This is a genomic window from Streptomyces sp. NPDC025273 (assembly GCF_040638585.1).
Taxonomy (GTDB): domain Bacteria; phylum Actinomycetota; class Actinomycetes; order Streptomycetales; family Streptomycetaceae; genus Streptomyces; species Streptomyces cinereorectus.
Genome location: NZ_JBEZYP010000008.1, coordinates 57,884 through 80,429, shown reverse-complemented (window position 1 = coordinate 80,429; position 22,546 = coordinate 57,884). Strand labels below are relative to the sequence as shown.

Below are 22,546 nucleotides of genomic sequence, written 5' to 3'. Positions count from 1 at the left end.
TGGACGGGTTTCCTGGACGGGTTTCCTGAACGGATTTCCGGTGCGGGATTCCGGAGGAGGTTTCGGGAAGGATTCGGGGAGACGTTTCCTCGGCCGGCATTCGGAAGGTGATTCCGGGACGGGTCGCAACCCGGGCCGGACCTTCGGGCGTCCCCCGCCCCCACGAGAGGTCTCGTGGCGGACGCCCCGGCCGAGCGCCTGCCGTGAGAGTCAGCTCGGCAGCACCGGCAGCAGCTCCGGCAGGTGACCGTCCGACGCCGCGGCGGCCGCGACGCGCTCCTGCGGCACCGCGCCGTACAGCGTCGTGCGCGGCTTCGCCGGCCTGCCCGCGAGCTCGGCGATGGACACCAGGTCCTGGACGGACCGGTAGGAGCCGTAGCCGGAGCCCGCCATCCGGGAGATGGTCTCCTCCATCAGCGTCCCGCCGAGGTCGTTGGCCCCCGAGCGGAGCATCTGGGCCGCACCCTCCGTACCGAGCTTGACCCAGCTGGTCTGGATGTTGGTGATGTGCGGGTGCAGGAGCAGACGGGCCATCGCCGTGACGGCCCGGTTGTCGCGGTCGGTGGGACCGGGGCGGGCGATCCCGGCCAGGTAGACCGGGGCGTTGGTGTGGATGAAGGGCAGCGTCACGAACTCGGTGAAGCCGCCGGTCTCCTGCTGGAGGCGGGCCAGCGTCCTGAGGTGGCCGAGCCAGTGGCGGGGCTGGTCGACGTGCCCGTACATCATGGTCGAGGAGGACCGCAGCCCCACCTCGTGCGCCGTCCTGACGACCTCCAGCCAGGTGGCGGTCGGCAGTTTGCCCTTGGTGAGGATCCAGCGGACCTCGTCGTCGAGGATCTCGGCGGCGGTGCCGGGGATCGAGCCGAGCCCGGCCTCCCTGGCGGCGGTCAGCCAGTCGCGGACCGACATCCCCGTGCGGGTCGCGCCGTTGACGACCTCCATCGGCGAGAACGCGTGGACGTGGATGCCGGGGACGCGTTCACGCACGGCCCGCGCGATGTCGAAGTACGCGGTGCCCGGCAGGTCGGGATGGATGCCGCCCTGCATGCAGACCTCGACCGCGCCGACGTCCCAGGCCTGTGCGGCACGGTCGGCGACCTGGTCCAGGGACAGGGTGTACGCGTCGGCGTCCGTGCGCCGCTGGGCGAACGCGCAGAAGCGGCAGCCGGTGTAGCAGACGTTGGTGAAGTTGATGTTCCTCGTGACGATGTACGTGACCTCGTCGCCGACCACGTCCCGGCGCAGGGTGTCCGCGATCCGGCACAGCTCGTCCAGCGCGGGCCCGTCCGCGTGGAGCAGCGCGAGGGCCTGGTCGTCGGTGAGCTTCGTCGGGTCGTCGGCCGCCTGGCTCAGTGCCTGGCGTACGTCGGCGTCGATGCGGGACGGGACCATGCCGGGGGCCGCGGCCTCGCGGAGCGCCTCCCAGTCCCCGTACACCTCGTCGAAGTCGTCGCGCCGGTCGCCGGTGCGGCCCTCGGTGTCGATGGTGCGGTGCAGGTCGGTGCGGCCGGAGGCGTTGAACCCCTCGTCGGGCTCCTGCCAGCGCAGCCCCACCGGGATCGCGCCCTCCTTCGCGAGGCCGGTCTCCGGGTCGGCGAGTGCACGCACGTGCGGGAGGAGGCGGGGGTCGAGCCAGGGCTCGCCGCGTCGGATGAACTCCGGGTAGATGGTGAGACGTTCGCGCAGCCGGAATCCGGACTCGGCCGTACGGGCGGCGAGTTCGTCGATGTGCGGCCAGGGCCGCTCGGGGTTCACGTGGTCGGGCGTGAGCGGCGACACTCCGCCCCAGTCGTCGATGCCCGCGCCGATCAGCAGGGCGTACTCGGCGTCGACGAGATTCGGCGGGGCCTGGATGCGGGCCGAGGGGCCAAGGACGTGCCGGGCCACGGCGATCGCGGCGGCCAGCTCCTCCAGCTCCGCGTCCGGCATCCCGCGCATCGCGGTGTCCGGCTTGGCGCGGAAGTTCTGGACGATGACCTCCTGGATGCCCTGGTAGGCGCGGGCCGTCCTGCGCAGCTCGAACAGGGAGTCGGCGCGTTCCTCGTACGTTTCGCCGATGCCGATCAGGATGCCGGTGGTGAACGGCACGTTGGACCGCCCGGCGTCCTCCAGCACCCGCAGCCGGACGGCGGGCTCCTTGTCGGGGGACCCGTGGTGCGGGCCACCCTTCTCCGACCAGAGCCGGGTCGCCGTCGTCTCCAGCATCATGCCCATGGACGGGGCGACGGGCTTCAGCCGCTGCAGATCGGTCCAGGTCAGCACCCCGGGGTTGAGGTGGGGCAGCAGCCCGGTCTCCTCCAGCACCCGGATCGCCATGGCGCGTACGTACGCCAGGGTGTCGTCGTACCCCTCGGCCTCCAGCCACTCCCGCGCCTCGGGCCAGCGGTCCTCCGGCCGGTCGCCGAGCGTGAACAGGGCTTCCTTGCAGCCCAGTTCGGCGCCCTTGCGAGCGATGTCGAGGACCTCGTCCGGTGACAGGAACATCCCGTGGCCCGCACGCCTGAGCTTCCCCGGCACGGTGACGAAGGTGCAGTAGTGGCAGGTGTCACGGCAGAGCCGGGTCAGCGGGATGAAGACCTTGCGGGAGTACGTGATCACCCCCGGACGGCCCGCCGCGTCGAGCCCGGCGTCGCGCACCCGGGCGGCGGACGCGGCCAGATCCGTCAGGTCGTCCCCCCGTGCCTGGAGCAGTACGGCGGCCTCGGCCACATCGAGGGCGACGCCGTCGCGGGCCCGCCGGAGGGCGCGCCGCATGGCGTTGGTCGTGGGACGTCCGCGCTGAGGATCGGTCATGAACCGAGCATACGAGCGGGGCACCCGGCCCGGACCAGGGCCTCTGTCCGGCGTAACCACCCCGGCCGCCCTGGCGCCTTGGCCGTTATGCCCGTCTTGCACCGTAGGGTCGGAGAGGTGATGGAAACGATCGTCTTCGACATCGGCGAAACCCTCGTCCGCGACGACCGCCACTGGGCCTCCTGGGCCGACTGGCTCGGAGTCCCGCCGCACACCGTCAGCGCCCTCGTCGGCGCAGCGGTCGTCCAGGGCCGCGACTGCGTGGACGCGCTGCGCATCCTGCGCCCCGACATGGACGTCGCCGAGGCGTACCACGCCCGTACGGCGGCCGGCCGCGGCGAGCACCTGGACGAGAGGGACCTCTACCCCGACGTCCGCCCCGCCCTGGCGGAGCTGCGCGCGCTCGGCCTGCGGATCGTGATCGCGGGGAACCGGACCGTGCGGGCCGGGGAGTTGCTGCGGGCCCTGGACCTGCCGGCCGACCTGGTCGTCACGTCGGAGGAGTGGGGTGTGGCGAAGCCGGACCCGGAGTTCTTCGCGCGCGTACTGGAGGTCTCGGAGGCATCCCCGCACGCCACCCTGTACGTGGGCGACCATCCGGCCGAGGACCTGTTCCCGGCGAAGTCCTCGGGGCTGCGGGCGGCCCACATCCGCCGCGGGGCGTACGGGCACTGGTGGGCCGACCACCCGGACGTGACGGAGACGGCGGACTGGATCATCGACGCGCTGACGGACCTGCCGGCCCTGCTGAACGGGGCGCAGCGGCCCCGCCCCGTCTTCCGGTCGGTCCCGTCCGGCGCGTAGGCGGAGCCCGTCCGAGCACGGACCCCTGCCCCTCGCCCCCCGCAGCGGGTCCCGAGCGAAAACAGGCCGGACTCCCCACGACTGGTGGGGAGCCCGGCCCGTGCGCGTGTCCGTCCGTGCCGCTACTTGCCCAGCACCGCCTGCATCACGCGCTTGGCGATCGGCGCACCCAGGCCACCGCCCGAGATGTCCGAGCGGGAGATGTCCATCGCCGTCGGGTCGATGAACACCGCCACCGCCACCGCCTGACCGTCGGCCTTCTTGCCGTACGAGACGAACCAGCCGTACGGCACCTCCTTGGTCACGTCGTTGCCGCGCTGTGCCGTACCGGTCTTGCCGCCCACCGTCACGCCGTCGATCAGCGCCTTCTGCGCGCTGCCCTCCTTGGCGGTGAACTCCATCATTTCCTGGACCTTCTTCGCCGTCTCCTCGGAGACCGCCTGGTTCTTCAGCTGCGGCTCGTGCTCCTCCAGGGTGGACAGGTCCGGCCCCTGCAGCTTCTCGACGATGTAGGGCTGCATCATCTTGCCGCCGTTGGCGAGGGCCGCCGTCACCATCGCCATTTCCATCGGGGTGCTCGTGAGGCTGCCCTGGCCCATGCCCGTCAGGGCCGTGCCGGGCTTGTCGAGCTCCTCGGGGTACAGGCTCTTCGTGGCGAGCATGTCGCCGAAGTCCTCGGAGTAGATGTCCGCGTTGAAGCCGAACTTCTCGGCCGTCTCACGCATCTTGTCGTCGCCGAGCTTGGCCGCCGCGTCGAGGAAGACGTTGTTGCAGGAGTACTGCATGGCGGTCTTGAGCGAGGCCTTGTTGCAGACCGCGTCGCCCGCCTCACTGCTGATCTTGTTCGTGGAGAGCGGCAGCGGGTACGGGGAGACCGCGTCGGTCGGCGCGTTGACGTCCGTGATGACGCCGTGCTCCAGGGCCGCCGCAGCGGTCACGATCTTGAAGGTGGAGCCGGGCGGGAAGGTCTCGCGCAGCGGGCGGTTGGCCAGCGGCTTGCTCTTCCTGTCGACCAGCGCCTGGAACTTGTCACCCTCCTTGAAGGAGTTGCCGGCGAAGACCGAGGGGTCGTACGAAGGCGTCGAGACCAGCGCGAGGACCTTGCCCGTCGACGGTTCGAGCGCGACGACCGCGCCCCGTGCGTCGAGGTCGGTCAGGCCCTTGAAGCCCGCCTCCTGCGCCTTCGGATCGATGGTCGTGATCACATCACCGCCGCGCCGCGGCTCACCCGTGAGGATGTCCTTGGCGTGCCGGAAGGCGAAGCGCTCGTCCTGGCCGCTGAGGATGCTGTCGTACGTCTTCTCCAGGAGCGACATGCCCTGCGCCTGGGAGGCGTAGCCGGTGACCGGCGCGTACATCGGACCCTGCTTGAAGGTCCGCTGGTACTTGAAGTCGGTCCCCTCCACCGCCTTCGAGCCCGTGATCGCCTTGCCGCCCACGATGATGTCGCCGCGCGGCGTCGCGAACTGGGTGATCTTGACCCGCCGGTTGTGCTCGTGGGTGGAGAGCTCCTCGCTCTGGGCGAACTGGAGCCAGTTGGTCCGTACCAGCAGAGCCAGCATCAGCAGCCCGCAGAAAATGGCTATGTGCCGCAACGGCCTGTTCATCGTGCTCCTGCTCCCCGGCAGCCGAGCACACACGCACACGGGCCGCACCATCGATGTCCGGAGGTGAAGGATGCAATTTTAGCCTTGATGGTTGCACCCGAGACCGCCGCCGGTCGATCTCGGGCCACCGCCCGGTGCGGACGGGCCGCGCCGGTCACAGATACGCCGCGTACGCGTCCAGGGCCCGCAGCACCTCCGCCTCCCCGGCCGGGGGCAGCTGCAGGACGACCTCCTCGATGCCCAGGTCGGCGTAGTGCGCCAGCTTGCCGGGACTGGGCAGGACCGCGTACGGCACCACCTGGAGCTGCTTCGGGTCGCGGCCGGCCGCGTCCCAGGCCGCACGCAGCGCCGGCACGGACTCCGTCAGGCCCCGCCCGCCGATCGGCAGCCAGCCGTCCGCCGTCCCGGCGATCTGTGCGAACAGCTTCGGTCCCGCGGCCCCGCCGATCAGGGTGCGCGGCCCGTTCACCGGGCCGCGCGGCTCCTGCACCGGCTTGGGGTGGGCATGACTCGCCCGCACCGAGCCGAACTCGCCTTCGTACGCCGTCGGTTCGTCCGCCCACAGGGCGCGCATCAGTGCCATCCGGTCGCGGACCAGCGCCCGCCGGTCCGGCCAGTGGACGCCGTGGTCCGCGGCTTCCTCCACATTCCAGCCGAAGCCGACGCCGAGCGTGAATCGGCCGCCCGAGAGGTGGTCCAGCGTGGCGATCTGCTTCGCCAGGTCGACGGGGTCGTGCTGGGCGACCAGCGTGATGCCGGTGCCGAGCGCCAGCCGCTCGGTGACCGCCGAGGCCTGCCCCAGGGCGACGAAGGGGTCGAGGGTGCGGCCGTACTCGCGCGGCAGCTCGCCCCCCGCCGGGTACGGGGTCTGCCTGCTCACCGGGATGTGGGTGTGCTCGGGCAGGTACAGCCCGGCGAATCCGCGCTGCTCCAGCTCGCGGGCCAGCCGTACCGGCGTGATCGTCTCATCGGTGAGGAAGATCGTTGTGGCGATCCGCATGTGAGGACACCTCCGTCGTCGTCCGTGACGGGTCCAACGTATGCGGTTCGGCGCGCAAAGCGGAGCCTTCGGCCCGTCCGGGGGACCACAGGGATCCGTTTCGGCCGTAACTCCCCCGGTGTTTCCCGGCAGTTCACCGCCGGACACCAGAGTGCGCGTACGTCGCCCTCGTCACTCACGACACTCTGGGGAGCCACTCGTATGACCGGATCGATCGCCAGGCGCGGTCTCCTTCTCGCAACCGCCGCCACCGCACTGACGCCGGGCCCGGTGAGCTTCGCCGACGCCGCTGCCGGAGAGGGGGACGAGGCCGGGGAGTACACCGAGCGGACGGTACGCGGCACGCTGCCCGCGGGCTCCCCCGACTTCGTCTACCTGCCCGTCGAGGTCCCCCACGGTGTGCGGGAGATCACGGTCTCCTACGCGTACGAGAAGACGCCCGTCCCGCCCGGCACCCAGGGCAACGCCCTCGACATCGGCATCTTCGACGAACGCGGCACGGAACTCGGCGGGCGGGGCTTCCGCGGCTGGTCCGGCGGGGCGCGGAGCACCTTCTTCCTGCGTGCCGACGCGGCGACACCCGGCTACATCCCCGGTCCCGTGCGCGCCGGGACCTGGCACATCGCGCTCGGGCCGTACACCGTGGCGCCCGAAGGGCTGCCGTACGAGGTGACGGTGGCCCTGCGCTTCGGGGTGTCCGCCGCCGCACCGGAGCCCGTGTACCCGCCGGAGCGCGCGAAGGGGCGCGGCCGGGCCTGGTACCGGGGTGACTGCCACCTGCACTCCGTCCACTCCGACGGCCGGCGCACCCCGGCGGAGATCGCCGCCGCCGCGCGCGCCGCCGGGCTCGACTTCATCAACAGCAGCGAGCACAACACCCACTCCGCGCACAGCGCCTGGCAGGGGCTGTGGGGTGACGACCTGCTGATCCTGACGGGCGAGGAGGTCACCACCCGCAACGGGCACGTGGTCGCGGTCGCCACCGACCCCGGCACGTTCGTCGACTGGCGCTACCGGGCCCGCGACAACCGCTTCGGCCACTTCGCGAAGGCGGTGCGGAGGGCCGGCGGGCTGGTCGTGCCCGCGCACCCGCACGCCACCTGCGTCGGCTGCCACTGGAAGTTCGGCTACGGCGAGGCGGACGCGGTGGAGGTGTGGAACGGCCCGTACACCCCGGAGGACGAGATCGCCCTCGCCGAGTGGGACAACTCCCTCGTGGCGGCCACCCGGACGTCGAGGCCCTGGATCCCGGCCGTGGGCAGCAGCGACGCCCACCGCGAGCCGGACGAGGTGGGGCTGCCGCAGACCGTCGTCCTGGCCCGTGAGCTGTCACGCGAGGCGATCACCGACGGCATCCGGGCGGGCCGCTGCTACATCGCCGAGTCGTCCGCCGTCACGCTCGCCTTCGGCGCCACGGGCGGACGCGGTCTGCACGCCGGGATCGGGGAACGGCTCCCCGCGGGGCCGCAGACCCCCGTCACCGTGCGGCTGGAGGTGGCCGGGGCCCCCGGGTGCACCGCGCACCTCGTCACGGACCAGGGCACGCTGCACGCGGTCGCGCTGCCCGCGTCGGGGGCGGGCACGGTGGAGTGGCGGACCACCCCGGCGTACGCCGCCTACGTGCGGGCCGAGGTCCGGCACCCGGCGTCGGTGCCGGGGCTGCCGGGCGCCCTGGCGGCCCTCACCAACCCGCTGTTCCTGGGGACTGGGAGCGCTGCCGCGGGAGGACGGGCCGGCTGAGGAAGGCGAGCCTGGCCCGCTTCTCCGGCTTGTCGACGACGGGCCCGAGGACGAATCCCGCCCGGACCATACGGGCGACCGCCTTCTCGTTGGCCGCGTCGGGCTCCGCGACGATCCGCAGGCGGGCCGGGTCGCTGAAGACGTAGGTGACGAGCGCGGTGAGCAGCCCGGCCGTGAAGCCCGGCCGGGGCGTGTCCTCGGGGGCCATCAGCAGATGGACCCCGAAGTCGCCGGGCTGGACGTCGTAGCACTCCCCGATCGGGTCGGCGGCCGGGTCGTACGTCTGGAAGAGGGCGACCGGGACACCGTCACGCAGTGCCAGATAACCGTGGTGCGTGGTGAGCGAGTCCAGGTAGGCGTAGGTCTCCCGCACCTCGTCGCGGCTCGCCCCGGTCATGCCCCAGAAGCGGGCTCGGTCCTGACCGACCCAGCCATGGATCAGTCCGGCGTCCGCCGCGGGGTCGATCGGGACGAGGCGGACGGTGCCGAAGCCGTCGACCTCCTGCTCGTGGACGGGGGTCCTCAGGGCGGGCATCTGTGTCGTCGTCTCCTTCGATCGGTGCAGCAGCGTCCAGTCCGTGACCACGGGCGCGAGCTCGCCCCGTAGCCACAGGGGCAGCTGATCACGGTGGTGGGCGTCGGACGGGACACCCGAGGCGCCGAACGGGACCACCCACAGGCTGTCCTCGCGTCGCGCCAGGTCCCAGACGTAGCGGGCGGCCGGGCCGCGGGCGGCGAGGTCGGTGACGCCAGGGACGCCGGAGGTGGCGAGCACGCAGTCGTGGTCACCGGCCAGGCCGGGCCGGACCTCTGTGGGGTCCGGCAGTGCCCGCCACGACGCGAGCCGGTGCACCTCGCCCCACGGGTGGGGCGGCCCGTCGGCGTAGCGGGAGGCGACCGCGTCCACGGCTCCGGCCACGGCCGCGAGCCGGTCCTCGTACGGCAGGAAGGCGCCGGTGAGCAGGTGCTCGAGCGCGTAGCCGATCCTGGGCACGGCGGCCAGCCAGGGTGCGAACAGCGCCGGGTAGGCGGGGGAGCGTGCCGGGTCGGCGGCACCGGTCAGCGGGGCCAGGGCGGGGTGGGCCGCCAGCCGGCGGACGACCTCGGTGCGCAGCGCGGAGTAGAGCGTGGCCTCGGTGCTGCCGGCCGCCATGTGCCGGTCCCAGCGCAGCAGCCGCTCGCGCAGCCGTACGGCGTCGGGGGCGGTGGGCCGGGCCGCCGCCAGCAGGTCCAGGAGCGGGCCCGCCGAGGCGAGGCGGGTGTCGGTGTGGATGTCGGCCATGCCCTCGGCCGACCAGCCCTCGCCCCGGTCGAGGAGCTCCCGTATCCGCTCCGCCCGGTGCGGGGGCGCGAACTCGACGCCGAGCGGAGCGGCGAGACCGCGGGCGTTGGCCATGACGGCGGTCCCGTCGACGACGGCCCGTGGCATCGGCGCGGGCCGGTCGCTCCAGGCGTACGCCGGGTCGTGGGCGGGTACGACGCGCAGGGTGTTGGCCCGCGCGCGCACCGGCACGCGTCCGGCGACCCGGTGCAGGGTGGCGCCCGTGGTGTCGGCGGCGAGCACGACGTTGACGGGTTCGGCCCAGCGGTCGAGTGCGGCGTCGAGGTCGGCGACGGTACGGGCCCGGAGCAGGGCGGGCAGGGCGTCGAAGCCGAGGTCGCCGGTGACGCGGGGCGGGTAGCGAAGGCTGATCGCCCCCTCGTCCGCACCGGAATCGGGGCCGCGATCGGGGCCGGAGTCCGGGCCGCCGATGATCACCGGGCCACGGGCGGTCTCGACGGTCTCGACCGTCACGGGGCTGCCGCCCGCGACCTCGATGGTCTCGGTGCGGACGTCGGCGCGCTCCCAGCCCTGCGGGCCGAGCGCCTCGACGCCCTCCCCGTCCGGGGTGCGCCGCAGCCGTTCCCGGTAGAGGTCCTGGTAGTCGGCCATGGCGTTGGTGATCGCCCAGGCCACGCCGCCCGTGTGGCCGAAGTGGGCCAGACCCGGGACGCCCGGGACCGCGAGCCCCACCACGTCGAACTCGGGGCAGGCGAGACGGATCTGCTGGTAGACGCCCGGGTCCTCGATGAAGCGGTGCGGATCGCCGGCGACGAGGGCGGCACCGGTGCGGGTGCGGTCGGCGGTGAGCAGCCAGCCGTTGCTCCCGGAGGTGCCGGGGCCGTCGGTGGCGAAGAGGGTGACCGCCTCGTCACCGAGTCTTCGGGCGACCTCTTCGCGCCAGAGTTTGGTGGGGAAGCCGGCGAACAGGATGTGGACGGACAGCCAGACACCGAGCGGGGTCCAGGGCCGCCAGACCCCCGGGGCGAGACCGGTCGCGGCGAACTCCGGCGCGCGGCGGGCCCCTTCGGCGAGTCCGGCGTTGACTCCGCCGACGTACGCCGTGACCCAGGCGGCGGTCTCCGGTTCGAGGCGGGCGAAACACCGCCGGGCCGTGTCCTCCAGCCGGGCCTGCCGGGCGAAACGGTCCCAGCCGACGGCTTCCGCACCGAGGAAGGCGGCCGTGGTGCCCCGCACCCGGTGCCGTTCGACCTCGATCTGCCAGGCACGGTCCAGGGCGGCGGAGAAGCCCTGCGCGTGGGCGAGCGCGCCGGCACTGTCCGCCCGCAGATGGGGTATCCCCCAGTCGTCCCTGAAGATGTCGAAGCCGGTCTCTGCGGCCATCGTTCCCCCACTCCCGCCCGATGTTTTCCAGCCACCCCCATGGTCGCGGAATTTAGGTTAGCCTAACCTGAATAGTTTCTAAGGTCGGGGGAGGGACAGTCATGGGTCACGGCTGGGAGGGCGTTGTCCTCAAGCTCATGCGGGGACGCGACTTCACGTTCACGGTGACCGGTGTCGAGCAGGTCACCGAGGACTACCGGCGGGTGCGCCTGAGCGACGGCGGGCTCCTCGCCGCCACCGGCGGCGCGCATCCGACGATGTGGGTCAGGATCTGGTTCGAGCAGGCCGGCAAGCCGCACCAGCGCGCCTACACCCTGGTCGACCCCGACCCGGCCGCCGGTACGTTCAGTCTGGAATTCGCCCTCCACGACGGGACGGCGAGCGACTGGGCGCGCACCGCGCAGCCCGGCGACACGGTCGACGCGACGCTCCAGGGCACCGGCTTCACGCTGCCCGAGCCCGCGCCGGCACGACTCTTCCTGATCGGCGACGCCGCCTCGCTGCCCGCGATCAACTCCCTGCTGGACGCGGTCCCGGGGACCCCGGTGACGATCTGGTTCGAGACGGCGCACGCCTCGGACGAGGAGCTCCCGTTCCGCCTGGACCCGGCGCACCACACCCTGCACATGGTTCCGCGCCGCGACGCGGGCGCGCGTCTGGTCTCCGAGGTGAAGGCCGCCCTGCCGGGCCTGCTCGGGACCGACACCTCGGACGCGTACGTCTGGATCGCGTGCGACACGGCGACGACCCGGACCCTGGGCACGTACGCCCGCAGGGAGCTGGCCGTCCCCAAGGACCGGGTCGACGCGCTGGGCTACTGGCGGGCGACCTGAGGGGCCTCGCCGCACCGGCCCCGCGGATCAGCCGCGGGGCCGGTCGCGCGCTCAGCGGTCACGAATGACGGTGGCGTGTGGGACGGACCAAGGGAGTGCCGGAGATTCCGCTTCACCGGTGGGCCCACCGCGGGCCGGGCCCACTCCCGTCGCCGCCGCTACTTGCGGTAGATCTCCTCGATCACCGCGTCGAAGTCCCGCGCGATCGCGTCCCGCTTGAGCTTCAGCGAGGGGGTCAGGTGCCCGCTCTCCTCGGTGAACTCCACCGGCAGAACGGTGAACTTGCGGATGGACTCGGCGCGCGAGACCAGCCTGTTGGCCTCGTCGACCGCGCGCTGCAGCGCCGCGCGGAGCTCCTCGTCCTCGACGAGCTCGCGCAGCGGCACGTCCTCCTTCTTCCGCATCCGGCGCCAGTGCGCGAGACCCTCCGGCTCCAGGGTGATCAGTGCGCTGATGAACGACCGGTTGTCGCCGACCACCATGCACTGGCCGACCAGCGGGTGGGCGCGGAGCCAGTCCTCCAGCGGAGCCGGGGTGACGTTCTTGCCACCGGACGTGATGATGATGTCCTTCTTGCGGCCGGTGATGGTGAGGTAGCCGTCCTCGTCCAGCGCGCCCAGGTCGCCGGTGGGGAACCAGCGGTCCTCCTCCAGGCAGGGGACCGCCCTGCGGTGCTCGGTGTCCCAGTAGCCCTGGAACACCTGGCCGCCGCCGAGCAGGACCTCCCCGTCGTCCGCGATCCGTACGGCGGTGCCCGGCAGGGGCCAGCCCACCGTGCCCAGCCGGGGCTTGAGGGGCGGGGTGACCGTGGCGGCCGCGGTGGTCTCCGTCAGGCCGTAGCCCTCGAAGATCTGGATGCCCGCGCCCGCGTAGAAGGCGGCGAGCCGGTGCCCCAGCGGGGAGCCGCCGCAGATCGCGTACCGGACGCGGCCGCCCAGCGCGGCCCGGATGCGCCGGTAGACCAGCGGGTCGTAGAGGGCGCGGGCGGCGCGCAGCCCGAGGCCCGGGCCGGGGCCGGTGCCGTGCTGCTCCGCCTCGACGGCCTCGCCGTAGCGCTGCGCGATCCGGGCGGCCCGGTCGAATGACGAGGCGCGGCCCATGCTCTCGGCAGTGGCCCGGCCGGTGTTGTAGACCTTCTCCAGGACGTAGGGGATAGCCAGCAGGAACGACGGCTTGAAGCCCGCCAGGTCCGCCAGCAGGTCCTCCGTCCGGATGGACGGCGCGTGCCCGAGCCGGACCCGGGCGCGCATGCAGCCGATCGCGACCATCCGGCCGAAGACGTGCGACAGGGGAAGGAACAGCAGCGTGGACGCCGGGTACTTGGAGACCGACTTGAAGACCGGGTGGAGCAGCTCGATGGCGTTGTCGACCTCGGCGAAGAAGTTGCCGTGGCTCAGGACACAGCCCTTGGGACGTCCCGTGGTGCCCGAGGTGTAGATGAGGGTGGCCGGGCTGTGCGGCTCCAGCGTGGCACGGCGGGCGGCGACGACCGCGTCGGGGATCTTCCGGCCGAGCTTCTTCAGCCGGTCGACGGCGCCCGTGCAGAACTGCCACAGGTGGGCGAGGTCGCCGAGCTGCTGGCGCTCCAGGCTGATCAGCCTGCCCTGCTCCTTCGTCTCGACGGCGCAGGCGACGGCCCCCGAGTCCTGGAGGATCCAGCGGGCCTGGAAGGCGGACGAGGTGGGGTAGATCGGCACGGTGACCAGCCCGGCCGCCCAGGACGCGAAGTCGAGCAGAGTCCACTCGTAGGTCGTACGGGCCATGATCGCGACCCGGTCACCGGCCTGGAGGCCTTCCGCGATCAGGCCCTTGGCGACGGCCTGGACCTCGGCGGCGAAGTCGGCCGCCGTCACGTCCTGCCAGCTGCCGTCGGCCCGCTTGCGGCTGAGGACGGCCTCCTGCGGTGCCTCGGCCGCGTTGGCGAAGGGGATCTCGGCGAGCGATCCGCGTCGGACCGTCGGCGCGAACAGGGGTACGGAGACCTCCCGTACCGTGCCGTCGGCCGCCCGGACCCTGGTCGGCTCGACCAGGACGGGCACGGTGGGCGTGGCGGGTACGGCGGAGGGGGGCGTGGACACGGGCGGCTCCTCGACTCGGGGGCCGGCGCCGGACCCGTGCCTGGGTCCGGCGCCGTACGGGCTGCTGGGTGCGGGGGGTCGTACACGTGCGAGCTGCGGGGGTGACGCGGGGTCAGGGGCGCTCCAGGACGGCCGTGACCCCCTGGCCGCCCGCGGCGCAGACCGAGATCAGGCCGCGGCCGGGTGCGTCCCGCTCCGCGAGCAGCTTGGCCAGGGTCGCCACGATCCGGGCACCGGTCGCGGCGAACGGATGCCCCGTGGCGAGGGACGAGCCGGCCACGTTCAGCTTGTCCCTGGCGACGGGGGCCAGGCCCTGCTGCTCCCAGGAGGCCAGCGTGGCGAGCACCTGGGAGGCGAAGGCCTCGTGGATCTCGAAGAGGTCGAAGTCCTCGACGGTGAGCCCGGCGCGCTCCAGCATGCGCGGGACGGCGTACGCGGGCGCCATCAGCAGCCCGGCCTCACCGTCCACGTAGTCCACGGCCGCCGTCTCGTACAGCGACAGGTAGGCGAGCGGCTCCAGGCCGTGCGTCCGCGCCCACTCCTCGCTCGCCAGGAGCACGGTGGCGGCCCCGTCCGTCAGCGGGGTCGAATTGCCCGCCGTCATCGTCGCGTCGGGGTGACCGGCGCCGAACACCGGCTTCAGCGTGGCGAGTTTCTCCACCGTGGAGCCGGGACGCAGATTCTGGTCGCGGTCCAGGCCCAGGTACGGGACGACGAGATCGTCCAGGAAGCCCCGCTCGTAGGCCGCCGCGAGCCGCTGGTGGCTGGTGGCCGCCAGCAGGTCCTGGTCGGCGCGGGCGACGCCCCACTTCCGGGCCGTGACCGCGGCGTGCTCACCCATCGAGAGGCCGGTGCGGGGTTCGGCGTTGCGGGGTATGTCCGGGACGAGGTGGCGTGGGCGCACCCTCGCCAGGGCCTTGATCCGACCGGCCGCGGACTTCGCGCGGCGCGCGTCCAGCAGGATCCTGCGCAGCTGGTCGTTGACGCCGAGGGGCGCGTCGCTCGTGGTGTCCGCGCCGCCCGCGATCGCCGAGTCGACGGCACCGAGCGCGATCTTGTTGGCGGCGGCGATGACGGCCTGCAGTCCGGTGCCGCACGCCTGCTGGATGTCGTACGCCGGGGTGCGCGGGTCGAGGGCCGAGCCGAGGACGGTCTCGCGGGCCAGGTTGAAGTCCCGGCTGTGCTTGAGCACCGCGCCCGCGACGAACTCACCCACCTGCCGGCCGCCCAGGCCGAACCGCTCGACGAGCCCGTCCAGCGCGGCGGTAAGCATCTCCTGGTTGGAGGCCCGCGCGTACGGGCCGTCGGAGCGCGCGAACGGGATGCGACTGCCGCCCAGGACGGCGACGCGGCGGGGCTGCGGAAGTCCGAGGGGAATCAACTCGACCAGCTCATCTCGACCAGCTCCTGACTCTTGAGTAACCTTACTCAAGAGTAAATCTACGACGAGCAGGGAGTCTGGACAATGGCCGACCGCTATCTGCACCTCACCGGCACAGCACCCGGCCGCTTTCTGACCCGCGGGCTAGGGCTGCCGCAGCCCGTGCGACTGCGCCGCTGGACGGTGGGCACGTCGGCCCTCGACGGACCGTTGCTGCACCTCACAGCGGGCGAGTCGGCCCTGAAGGGCGCACTCGGCCCGGTCCTCGCGGCGACCGGACTCCCGGTCACCGAGCACGCGGGACACCCTGCGGGCATCGTCCTGGATGCGACCGGAATCACCACGGCCGCCGGGCTCGGGGACGTGCACGGCGCCCTCCACCCCGTCGTACGGTCCCTGGCGACCGGCGGCCGTGTCGTCGTCCTGGGCACCCCGCCGTCCCCCGGCGACCACCACCAGGCGGCCGCCCAGCAGGCGCTCGAAGGATTCGTCCGCTCGCTCGGCAAGGAGATCGGCAGGGGCGCCACCGTGCAGCTGCTGCGCATCGCCCCGGGGGCCGCGGCCTCGGCCGAGTCCACCCTCCGCTTCCTGCTGTCCCCCCGGTCCGCGTACGTCAGCGGCCAGGTCATCGAGCTCACCGCAGCCGCCCCCGACCCGGTGGCCGACTGGATGGCACCGCTGGCCGGGCGCACCGCGCTGGTCACCGGCGCGGCCCGCGGCATCGGCGCGTCGGTCGCCTCCGTGCTGGCGCGCGACGGGGCCCACGTGATCTGCCTGGACGTCCCGCAGGCCGAGGAGGAGCTGATCCGTACCGCCGACCGGCTCGGCGCCACCGCCCTGCCGCTGGACATCACCGCGCCCGACGCCGCCGCCCGGATCGCCGGGGCCGCCCCCGACGGCCTCGACGTCCTCGTCCACAACGCGGGCATCACCCGGGACCGCCGGCTCGCCAACATGCCCGCCGAACGCTGGGCCTCGGTCGTCGAGGTGAACCTGGACAGCGTCCTGCGCACCACGGACGCCCTCCTCAGGGCCGGCACCGTCAACCGCGGCGGCCGGATCGTCGCCACCGCCTCCATAGCGGGGATCGCCGGCAACAACGGCCAGACCAACTACGCGGCCAGCAAGGCGGGCATCATCGGTCTGGTCCGCTCGCTCGCCCCGCGCGCCGCCGCCGACCACGGCGTCACCGTCAACGCGGTCGCGCCCGGCTTCATCGAGACGAAGATGACCGCCGCCGTGCCCCTCCTCATCCGGGAGGCCGGCCGCCGGATGAACTCGCTGTCCCAGGGCGGGCTTCCGATCGACGTCGCCGAGACCATCGCGTGGTTCGCCCAGCCCGCGTCGAGTGCCGTCAACGGCCAGGTCGTGCGGGTCTGCGGCCAGAGCCTGCTGGGGGCCTGAGGTCATGACCGGCCTGAGCACGGCCCTCGTACGCGGGGCCGTCACCTCCCCGTTCAAGCGGCCGGGGCGCTCCGGCGCCACGCTGCCCACCGACCGGGCGGTGCGGCCGGCCCGCCGTATCGCCCCCGGACCCCTCGCCGCCTACGCCTCGGTCTGCGGATTCACCGAGCCGGGCGTGCTGCCGCTCACCTACCCGCACGTACTGGGGTTCCCGCCGGCCATGCGGCTCATGACGGGCCGGGCCTTCCCGCTGCCGGTACTGGGACTGGTCCACACCTGGATCGAGATCACCGGCCACCGCCCTCTGCGCCCCACGGACGCGCTCGAACTCACGGTATACGCGCAGGAGCTGACGCCCCACCGGCGGGGCACCGAGGTCACCATGGTGACCGAGGCACGGCTGGCCGGGGACCTGGTCTGGGAGTCCCGCAGCGGCTACCTGTCCCGCCACGCGACCGCCACGGCACCGTCCGCCACGGCACCGTCCGCCGCAACGCCCGCGACGGGCCTCCCCGCCGTGGCGGAGTGGCGGCTGCCCGGCGACCTCGGACGGCGGTACGGAGCCGCGTCGGGCGACCGGAACCCCATCCACCTGCACCCGCTGACGGCACGGCTGTTCGGCTTCCCCCGGCACATCGCCCACGGCATGTGGACCGTCGCCCGCTGCCTCGCGGAAGCCGAAGCCGGGGCGGCGCGAGGGGCCGGCGCCCGGATCCGTTCCGTACGGGCCGGCTTCAGGGCCCCCGTCCTGCTGCCGGCCACCGTGACGTACGCCGCCGCGGGCTCCGCCTTCGAGGTGCGCGGCTCCGGCCGCGTCCACCTCACCGGCAGCGTGACGCGGGAGGCGGGCTGACGGCCGGATCACTCTCCCCGGGACTGCCAGCCGCGGCCGTGCATGAGGTTCTCCAGACCCGCCCAGGAGAAGTTCATCAGAGTGCCCGCGGCCTCCTTGGCCGAGACGCCCGGAGTGACGTTCGCCCACCCGGCGAGCGCCTCCGCGGCACCCACGAGCGCCTGCGCGAGCCCGGCCACGTCACGGTCGGGCAGCGCGGGGTCGTGGTGCGCCTCGCGCGCCGCCGCCCCGATCAGACCCGTCACGAACGCAACGATCTCCTCCCGCAGCACCGCGACCTCGCTGACGAACGGCTCCCCCTGCGAGGGGGCCTGCTGGTGCAGTACGGCCCAGCCGTCCGGGTTCTCCGCGGTGTGCGTGAAGAACGCCCGCAGCCCGGACCAGAGTTGCCGGTCGGCCGGCAGCCCCGGCTCCACGGCGGCCTGCACCGCCTCCACCAGCGACTTCGCCTCACGGCGGATGCACGCGGTGAAGAGGTCCTCCTTGGAATTCAGATACAGGTAGACCAACGGCTTGGAGACCCCGGCCGACTCGGCGATCTCGTCCATCGAGGCGGCGCGGTATCCGCGCTGCCCGAAGGTCCGCACCGCCGCGTCCATCATCTGCTGCTCGCGCACCGCGCGCGGCATTCGTTTGCTCTTCACCGCACTCATGTCGGACTCCCCTCCCCGCCCCCACTGCCCTGCTCCTCGGCAAGAGTACGGCGCGGGTCCCGTCCCCGTCGTACGGGAGGGGCGCGGCCCGGCCACGATGACCGGTAGTCGTCCACCGGCCCTCGCCGGGGGCGCCCCGTGCACCCCTGGTCCCCCACGGAGTCACACCCGGGTCCGATGCCTTCGCCCGATTCCGCCACCTAATGCGCCCGGTATGACGATCAGACTTCACCGAGGGACAGTCGTCACGGCCCTGGCCCTGCTGACCACGCCCACCGTCACCGCCCACGCCTTATCCGGCCCCGCGGCCACCCCTGCCACACCCGCCACGCTCGAGCTGCCCCGCCCGACCGGCCCGCACGCCGTCGGCACCCAGGTCCTGCACCTCACCGACCACGGCCGCGTCGACCCACAAGGAGGCGGGAGCGCCGACAGGCGGGAGCGCCGGAACGCACCCTAGATCTTGCGCATGGGCGCATATCGCAGAAGCAGTCGCTTCTGTCCGCTCCCGTCGAAGTCGACGGTCGCCTTGGCCGACGTCCCGTCACCCGACACCGAAATTACCGTGCCCCTTCCAAAACTCTCGTGGCTGACTGCGTCTCCGACCGAAAGCTTCACCATGCGCATGGCGGAATCATCCACTGCCGCCAACTGAACGTGCCCTGTACCCCGTCCGGGGTACAGGGCACATCCATCCCTACGTGCCTGGTGACGTCACACGGCGACAGGCACGCCCGACGGCTTCGCGTCCTCGACCTCGACCTCGATCTCGTCGACCGGGGAAGCCGACGCCGAGTCGTACGCGTCGTGGTCGAGGATCTTCTCGCGGGCCGCGACGATCACCGGGACCAGCGCCTGACCCGCCACGTTCGTGGCGGTGCGGATCATGTCCAGGATCGGGTCGATGGCGAGGAGCAGGCCTACGCCCTCCAGCGGCAGGCCCAGCGTCGACAGGGTGAGGGTCAGCATCACCGTGGCGCCGGTGAGGCCGGCGGTGGCCGCCGAGCCGATCACCGAGACGAACGCGATCAGGAGGTAGTCACCGATGCCCAGCTGGACGTCGAAGATCTGCGCGATGAAGATCGCCGCCAGCGCCGGGTAGATCGCGGCGCAGCCGTCCATCTTCGTCGTGGCGCCGAACGGCACCGCGAACGACGCGTACTCCTTCGGGACGCCGAGGCGCTCGGTGACCTTCTGGGTGACCGGCATCGTGCCGACCGAGGAACGGGAGACGAAGGCCAGCTGGATCGCCGGCCAGGCGCCCTTGAAGAACTGCAGGGGGCTGACCTTGGCGACCGTGGCGAGGAGCAGCGGGTAGACGCCGAACATCACCAGGGCGCAGCCGATGTAGACGTCGGCGGTGAACGTGGCGTACTTGCCGATCAGGTCCCAGCCGTAGTCGGCGATGGCGTAGCCGATGAGGCCGACGGTGCCGATCGGGGCGAGGCGGATGACCCACCACAGGGCCTTCTGGAGGAGCTCCAGGATCGACTCGCTGAGCGTGAGGATGGGCTTGGCCTTCTCGCCGAGCTGGAGCGCGGCGATACCGGCGACGGCGGCCATGAAGACGATCTGCAGAACGTTCAGCTCGGTGAACGGCGTGATGACGTCCGTCGGGATGATGCCGGTCAGGAAGTCGAGCCAGGAGCCTGCGTTCTCGGGCTTGGCTCCGTCCTTCGGGGTGAGGCCGGTGCCTGCGCCCGGGTTGGTGACCAGGCCGATCGTGAGGCCGATGGCGACGGCTATCAGCGATGTGATCATGAACCAGAGCAGGGTGCGGGTGGCCAGCCTGGCGGCGTTGTTGACCTTGCGCAGGTTGGTGATCGACACCAGGATCGCGAAGAAGACGAGGGGCGCCACGGCCAGCTTCAGCAGTTGGACGAAGATGTGGCCGACCTGGTCGAGCGTGGTGTAGAGCCAGTCGACGTCCTGGCTGCGGGCGAGCCAGCCGAGCAGGACACCGAGGACCAGACCGGCGACGATCTGGGCCCAGAACGGGACGCTGGGTACGCGGAAGCCGGAGCCGGACGGTTTGCCGGCGTCGGTCGCGACAGGGGGCGCGGAATTCGCGGACACGGACACACTCCAGATGTGACGCATCGGGACGTACGAGGACAGGCGTACGGTCGTGCGGTCGAACGGGGACGGGGGTGCGGCGCCCGCGTCAGGGGCGGCGCCGCTGCATGATGCCGGTTCAGACGTTGCGGCGACAGACCGCGGACATACAGCGGCAGAGATCGACGTGCAGGCGCGCCACGAGCGGGACGCTCATGGTGTGACGGGGGCGCACTGCGGCATTCATGACGCATACGTTAACACTTGAACTTTGAGAACCTCAAAGGTCCGCTTTGATCAACAAGCGTCCGCCGTTCCCCCGCGGACACCCCGGGGGAACGCCGAAACCCCGGCACGGGAGCACATGCTCCGGTCCGGGGTCTTCGTGTGTACGGGGCGCTGGGTGTGAGGAACCTTACGCGGCCCTTACCGGGTGACGCTGTCCTCGCGTGTGCGGTTCGCCTCGAGACGGGCCTTGGTCCGGTCGACCGTGGAGATGAGCTGCTCGGACATCTCGTCGCGCTGCTTGCGCAGCAGGATGAAGCTGAGCGGCGCGGAGAGCAGCAGGCCGAGCAGGACGACCCAGACGGCGTTGGAGCCGCCGACCCCGGAGGGCAGGACGCCGAAGTGGACCGCCACGCCGGCGACGAAGAAGCAGCCGACGAAAATCAGCAGGCGCATCGCGGTGTACCTGATCGTCGCACTCGGCTTGGCAGCGGACACGGCTGGCCTTCTCTCTACGTCCGACGTTCCTGCGGTCGTTCAGTCTGCGGTTCTGCCCGACCAGTGAAGCATGCCCCGAAATCCGGTCAGTTCGCAGGGTTCCCCTGGAGCGTCGCGTCCGCCGCGGGGGCGCCCCGGCGGAAGAGCGGGAGCAGCATGATGATGTCGTCGCGGTAGTCGTCCTCGGCGACCCGGATGCCGTCCGGGATCCGGCCCACCTCCTGGTATCCGCAGGAGGCGTAGAAGCGGTCGGCACCGGTGCCGCCGCGGCAGGTGAGCCGTACGGCCTCGATGCCGTCGATGCCGCAGGCCGCGTCCGCGGTGGCGGCCATCAGCTCGCGCCCGTAGCCCTTGCCCTGGTGCCGCGGGTGGACCATGACCGTGTAGAGCCCGATCCAGTGGCGCTTCAGCCGGTGGGCGTTGTGGGTGAGGAAGGCGGTGGCGGCCACCGTGCCGCCCTCGTCGCGGCCGACGACCAGCCGGGTGCGGCCGTCGGCCATGCCGGAGAGGTACCTGAGCAGCTCCGGCCGGACGTCCCCGGCGGTGACCGGCGGCACGAAGCCGACGGCTCCGCCGGCGTTGGTGACGTCCACCCAGAGCGCGGTGATGCCGTCCCGCAGCGCTCGGTCGAACGCGGGATCCACCTCGAACGTAAGTGCCATGGGCGGAGGTTAACCCTTACCCACCGTAGCCTCAAACGCTGTCCGAAACGCGAGAAGGCCCCGGCCGGGGACGGCTGACCGGGGCGTTCGCGCGACGTCGGGCAGGGGCCTCAGACGCGCATCGGCTGCGGCGACTCACGCCGCTCCGCGTCCGGTCCCGGGTATTCGCGCAGGATCTCGTAACGGGTGTTGCGCTCCACGGGCCGGAAGCCCGCGTCCCGGATCAGGTCCAGCAGATCCTCACGGCCGAGCTTGTTCGGCGTGCCGTAGTCGTCCGCGTCGTGCGTGATCTTGTACTCGACGACGGAGCCGTCCATGTCGTCCGCACCGTGCTGGAGCGCCAGCTGGGCGGTCTGCACGCCGTGCATCACCCAGAACACCTTGACGTGCGGGACGTTGTCGAAGAGCAGCCGCGAGACCGCGAAGGTCTTCAGCGCTTCCGCGCCGGTCGCCATCGACGTCCGCGCCTGGAGCGTGTTGCGGACCTTGCCGTCCTTCATGTCCACGAAGTCGTGTTGGTAGCGCAGCGGGATGAAGACCTGGAAGCCGCCGGTCTCGTCCTGCATCTCCCGCAGGCGCAGCACGTGGTCGACGCGGTGACGGGGCTCCTCGATGTGCCCGTACAGCATCGTCGCCGGGGTCTTGAGCCCCTTCTCGTGCGCGAGGCGGTGGATGCGCGACCAGTCCTCCCAGTGGGTGTTGTGGTCGACGATGTGCCGGCGGACCTCCCAGTCGAAGATCTCCGCACCGCCGCCGGTCAGGGACTCCAGACCGGCGTCGATCAGCTCGTCGAGGATCTCGGAGGCCGAGAGCCCGGAGATCGTCTCGAAGTGGTGGATCTCCGTCGCCGTGAACGCCTTGAGCGCCACCTCGGGCAGCGCCTCCTTGAGCGCGCTGAGCGAGCGGGGGTAGTAGCGCCACGGGAGGGTGGGGTGCAGCCCGTTGACGATGTGCAGCTCGGTGAGGTTCTCGCCCTGCATCGCCTTGGCGAGGCGGACGGCCTCCTCGATGCGCATCGTGTACGCGTCCTTCTCGCCCGGCTTGCGCTGGAACGAGCAGTAGGCGCAGGACGCCGTGCACACGTTGGTCATGTTGAGGTGGCGGTTGACGTTGAAGTGGACGACGTCGCCGTTCTTCCTCGTGCGCACCTCGTGGGCCAGTCCACCGAGCCAGGCCAGGTCGTCGGACTCGTAGAGCGCGATCCCGTCCTCGCGGGTCAGCCGCTCACCGGCCCGGACCTTCTCCTCCAGCTCGCGCTTGAGTCCCGCGTCCACTAGGGCGCCTCCCATATCTCT

General features: G+C 72.1%; 18 protein-coding genes. 6 read left to right on the top strand and 12 right to left on the bottom strand.

Annotated elements, in window-relative coordinates; genetic code table 11:
• Positions 1-210: 210 nt before the first annotated feature.
• Positions 211-2,793: a bifunctional FO biosynthesis protein CofGH gene (locus tag AB0F38_RS15550; protein WP_361892409.1), complete on the bottom strand. Its 2,583-nt coding sequence runs from the start codon at positions 2,791-2,793 to the stop codon at positions 211-213.
• Between the two features lie 120 nt (positions 2,794-2,913).
• Between AB0F38_RS15550 and AB0F38_RS15545 the strand changes: the two genes are divergently transcribed.
• The gene (locus AB0F38_RS15545; protein WP_361892927.1) at positions 2,914-3,597 is read left to right on the top strand and encodes an HAD family hydrolase; all 684 of its coding nucleotides are present in this window, start codon (positions 2,914-2,916) and stop codon (positions 3,595-3,597) included.
• A 122-nt stretch (positions 3,598-3,719) separates the two neighbouring features.
• On the opposite strand, the gene AB0F38_RS15540 is transcribed toward AB0F38_RS15545, so the two are convergent.
• Together AB0F38_RS15540 and AB0F38_RS15535 are read right to left on the bottom strand one after the other, a co-directional pair.
• A complete protein-coding gene (locus tag AB0F38_RS15540; RefSeq protein ID WP_361892406.1) occupies positions 3,720-5,204 on the bottom strand; it encodes a penicillin-binding protein 2 in 1,485 nt (494 codons plus the stop codon).
• Positions 5,205-5,358: 154 nt separating this feature from the next.
• A complete protein-coding gene (locus tag AB0F38_RS15535; RefSeq protein ID WP_361892403.1) occupies positions 5,359-6,204 on the bottom strand; it encodes a TIGR03619 family F420-dependent LLM class oxidoreductase in 846 nt (281 codons plus the stop codon).
• Positions 6,205-6,405: 201 nt separating this feature from the next.
• On the opposite strand from AB0F38_RS15535, the gene AB0F38_RS15530 reads away from it, so the two are divergent.
• Positions 6,406-7,944 carry a CehA/McbA family metallohydrolase gene (locus AB0F38_RS15530; RefSeq protein ID WP_361892400.1) on the top strand — a complete coding sequence of 513 codons (1,539 nt, stop codon included), beginning with the start codon at positions 6,406-6,408 and terminating at the stop codon, positions 7,942-7,944.
• Here the strand turns inward: AB0F38_RS15530 and AB0F38_RS15525 are convergent.
• Positions 7,886-10,609: a GNAT family N-acetyltransferase gene (locus AB0F38_RS15525; RefSeq protein ID WP_361892398.1), complete on the bottom strand. Its 2,724-nt coding sequence runs from the start codon at positions 10,607-10,609 to the stop codon at positions 7,886-7,888. The genes AB0F38_RS15530 and AB0F38_RS15525 overlap by 59 nt on opposite strands.
• Positions 10,610-10,710: 101 nt before the next feature.
• Here AB0F38_RS15525 and AB0F38_RS15520 point away from each other — a divergent pair, with 101 nt between their 5' ends.
• Positions 10,711-11,442 (top strand): siderophore-interacting protein, encoded by a 732-nt coding sequence (locus AB0F38_RS15520; RefSeq protein WP_361892395.1) that lies wholly within the window; start codon positions 10,711-10,713, stop codon positions 11,440-11,442.
• A 158-nt stretch (positions 11,443-11,600) separates the two neighbouring features.
• On the opposite strand, the gene AB0F38_RS15515 is transcribed toward AB0F38_RS15520, so the two are convergent.
• Entirely contained in the window at positions 11,601-13,520 is a 1,920-nt protein-coding gene (locus AB0F38_RS15515) for an AMP-dependent synthetase/ligase (RefSeq protein WP_361892392.1), read from the bottom strand.
• A gap of 112 nt (positions 13,521-13,632) precedes the next feature.
• Positions 13,633-14,910: an acetyl-CoA C-acetyltransferase gene (locus AB0F38_RS15510; RefSeq protein ID WP_361892924.1), complete on the bottom strand. Its 1,278-nt coding sequence runs from the start codon at positions 14,908-14,910 to the stop codon at positions 13,633-13,635.
• Between the two features lie 75 nt (positions 14,911-14,985).
• Between AB0F38_RS15510 and AB0F38_RS15505 the strand changes: the two genes are divergently transcribed.
• On the top strand, positions 14,986-16,305 hold the full coding sequence (locus tag AB0F38_RS15505) for a 3-oxoacyl-ACP reductase (protein ID WP_361892389.1): 1,320 nt from the start codon (positions 14,986-14,988) through the stop codon (positions 16,303-16,305).
• 4 nt (positions 16,306-16,309) lie between these two features.
• Positions 16,310-17,158, top strand: a complete 849-nt coding sequence (locus tag AB0F38_RS15500; RefSeq protein ID WP_361892386.1) for a MaoC/PaaZ C-terminal domain-containing protein — start codon at positions 16,310-16,312, stop codon at positions 17,156-17,158.
• Positions 17,159-17,166: 8 nt separating this feature from the next.
• Here AB0F38_RS15500 and AB0F38_RS15495 read toward each other — a convergent pair whose 3' ends face one another.
• Positions 17,167-17,811 carry a TetR/AcrR family transcriptional regulator gene (locus tag AB0F38_RS15495; protein WP_361892383.1) on the bottom strand — a complete coding sequence of 215 codons (645 nt, stop codon included), beginning with the start codon at positions 17,809-17,811 and terminating at the stop codon, positions 17,167-17,169.
• Between the two features lie 214 nt (positions 17,812-18,025).
• On the opposite strand from AB0F38_RS15495, the gene AB0F38_RS15490 reads away from it, so the two are divergent.
• Entirely contained in the window at positions 18,026-18,271 is a 246-nt protein-coding gene (locus AB0F38_RS15490; protein WP_361892380.1) for a hypothetical protein, read from the top strand.
• On the opposite strand, the gene AB0F38_RS15485 is transcribed toward AB0F38_RS15490, so the two are convergent.
• The 5 genes from AB0F38_RS15485 to mqnE form a co-directional block, all read right to left on the bottom strand.
• A complete protein-coding gene (locus tag AB0F38_RS15485) occupies positions 18,268-18,432 on the bottom strand; it encodes a hypothetical protein (protein ID WP_361892921.1) in 165 nt (54 codons plus the stop codon). The genes AB0F38_RS15490 and AB0F38_RS15485 overlap by 4 nt on opposite strands.
• 93 nt (positions 18,433-18,525) lie before the next feature.
• Positions 18,526-19,887: a dicarboxylate/amino acid:cation symporter gene (locus tag AB0F38_RS15480; protein ID WP_361892377.1), complete on the bottom strand. Its 1,362-nt coding sequence runs from the start codon at positions 19,885-19,887 to the stop codon at positions 18,526-18,528.
• Positions 19,888-20,292: 405 nt separating this feature from the next.
• Positions 20,293-20,589, bottom strand: coding sequence for a DUF4229 domain-containing protein (locus AB0F38_RS15475; RefSeq protein WP_361892375.1), 297 nt, complete (start codon positions 20,587-20,589; stop codon positions 20,293-20,295).
• 86 nt (positions 20,590-20,675) lie between these two features.
• A complete protein-coding gene (locus tag AB0F38_RS15470; protein ID WP_361892372.1) occupies positions 20,676-21,251 on the bottom strand; it encodes a GNAT family N-acetyltransferase in 576 nt (191 codons plus the stop codon).
• A gap of 110 nt (positions 21,252-21,361) precedes the next feature.
• A complete protein-coding gene (gene mqnE / locus AB0F38_RS15465; RefSeq protein ID WP_361892369.1) occupies positions 21,362-22,525 on the bottom strand; it encodes an aminofutalosine synthase MqnE in 1,164 nt (387 codons plus the stop codon).
• Positions 22,526-22,546: the final 21 nt, after the last annotated feature.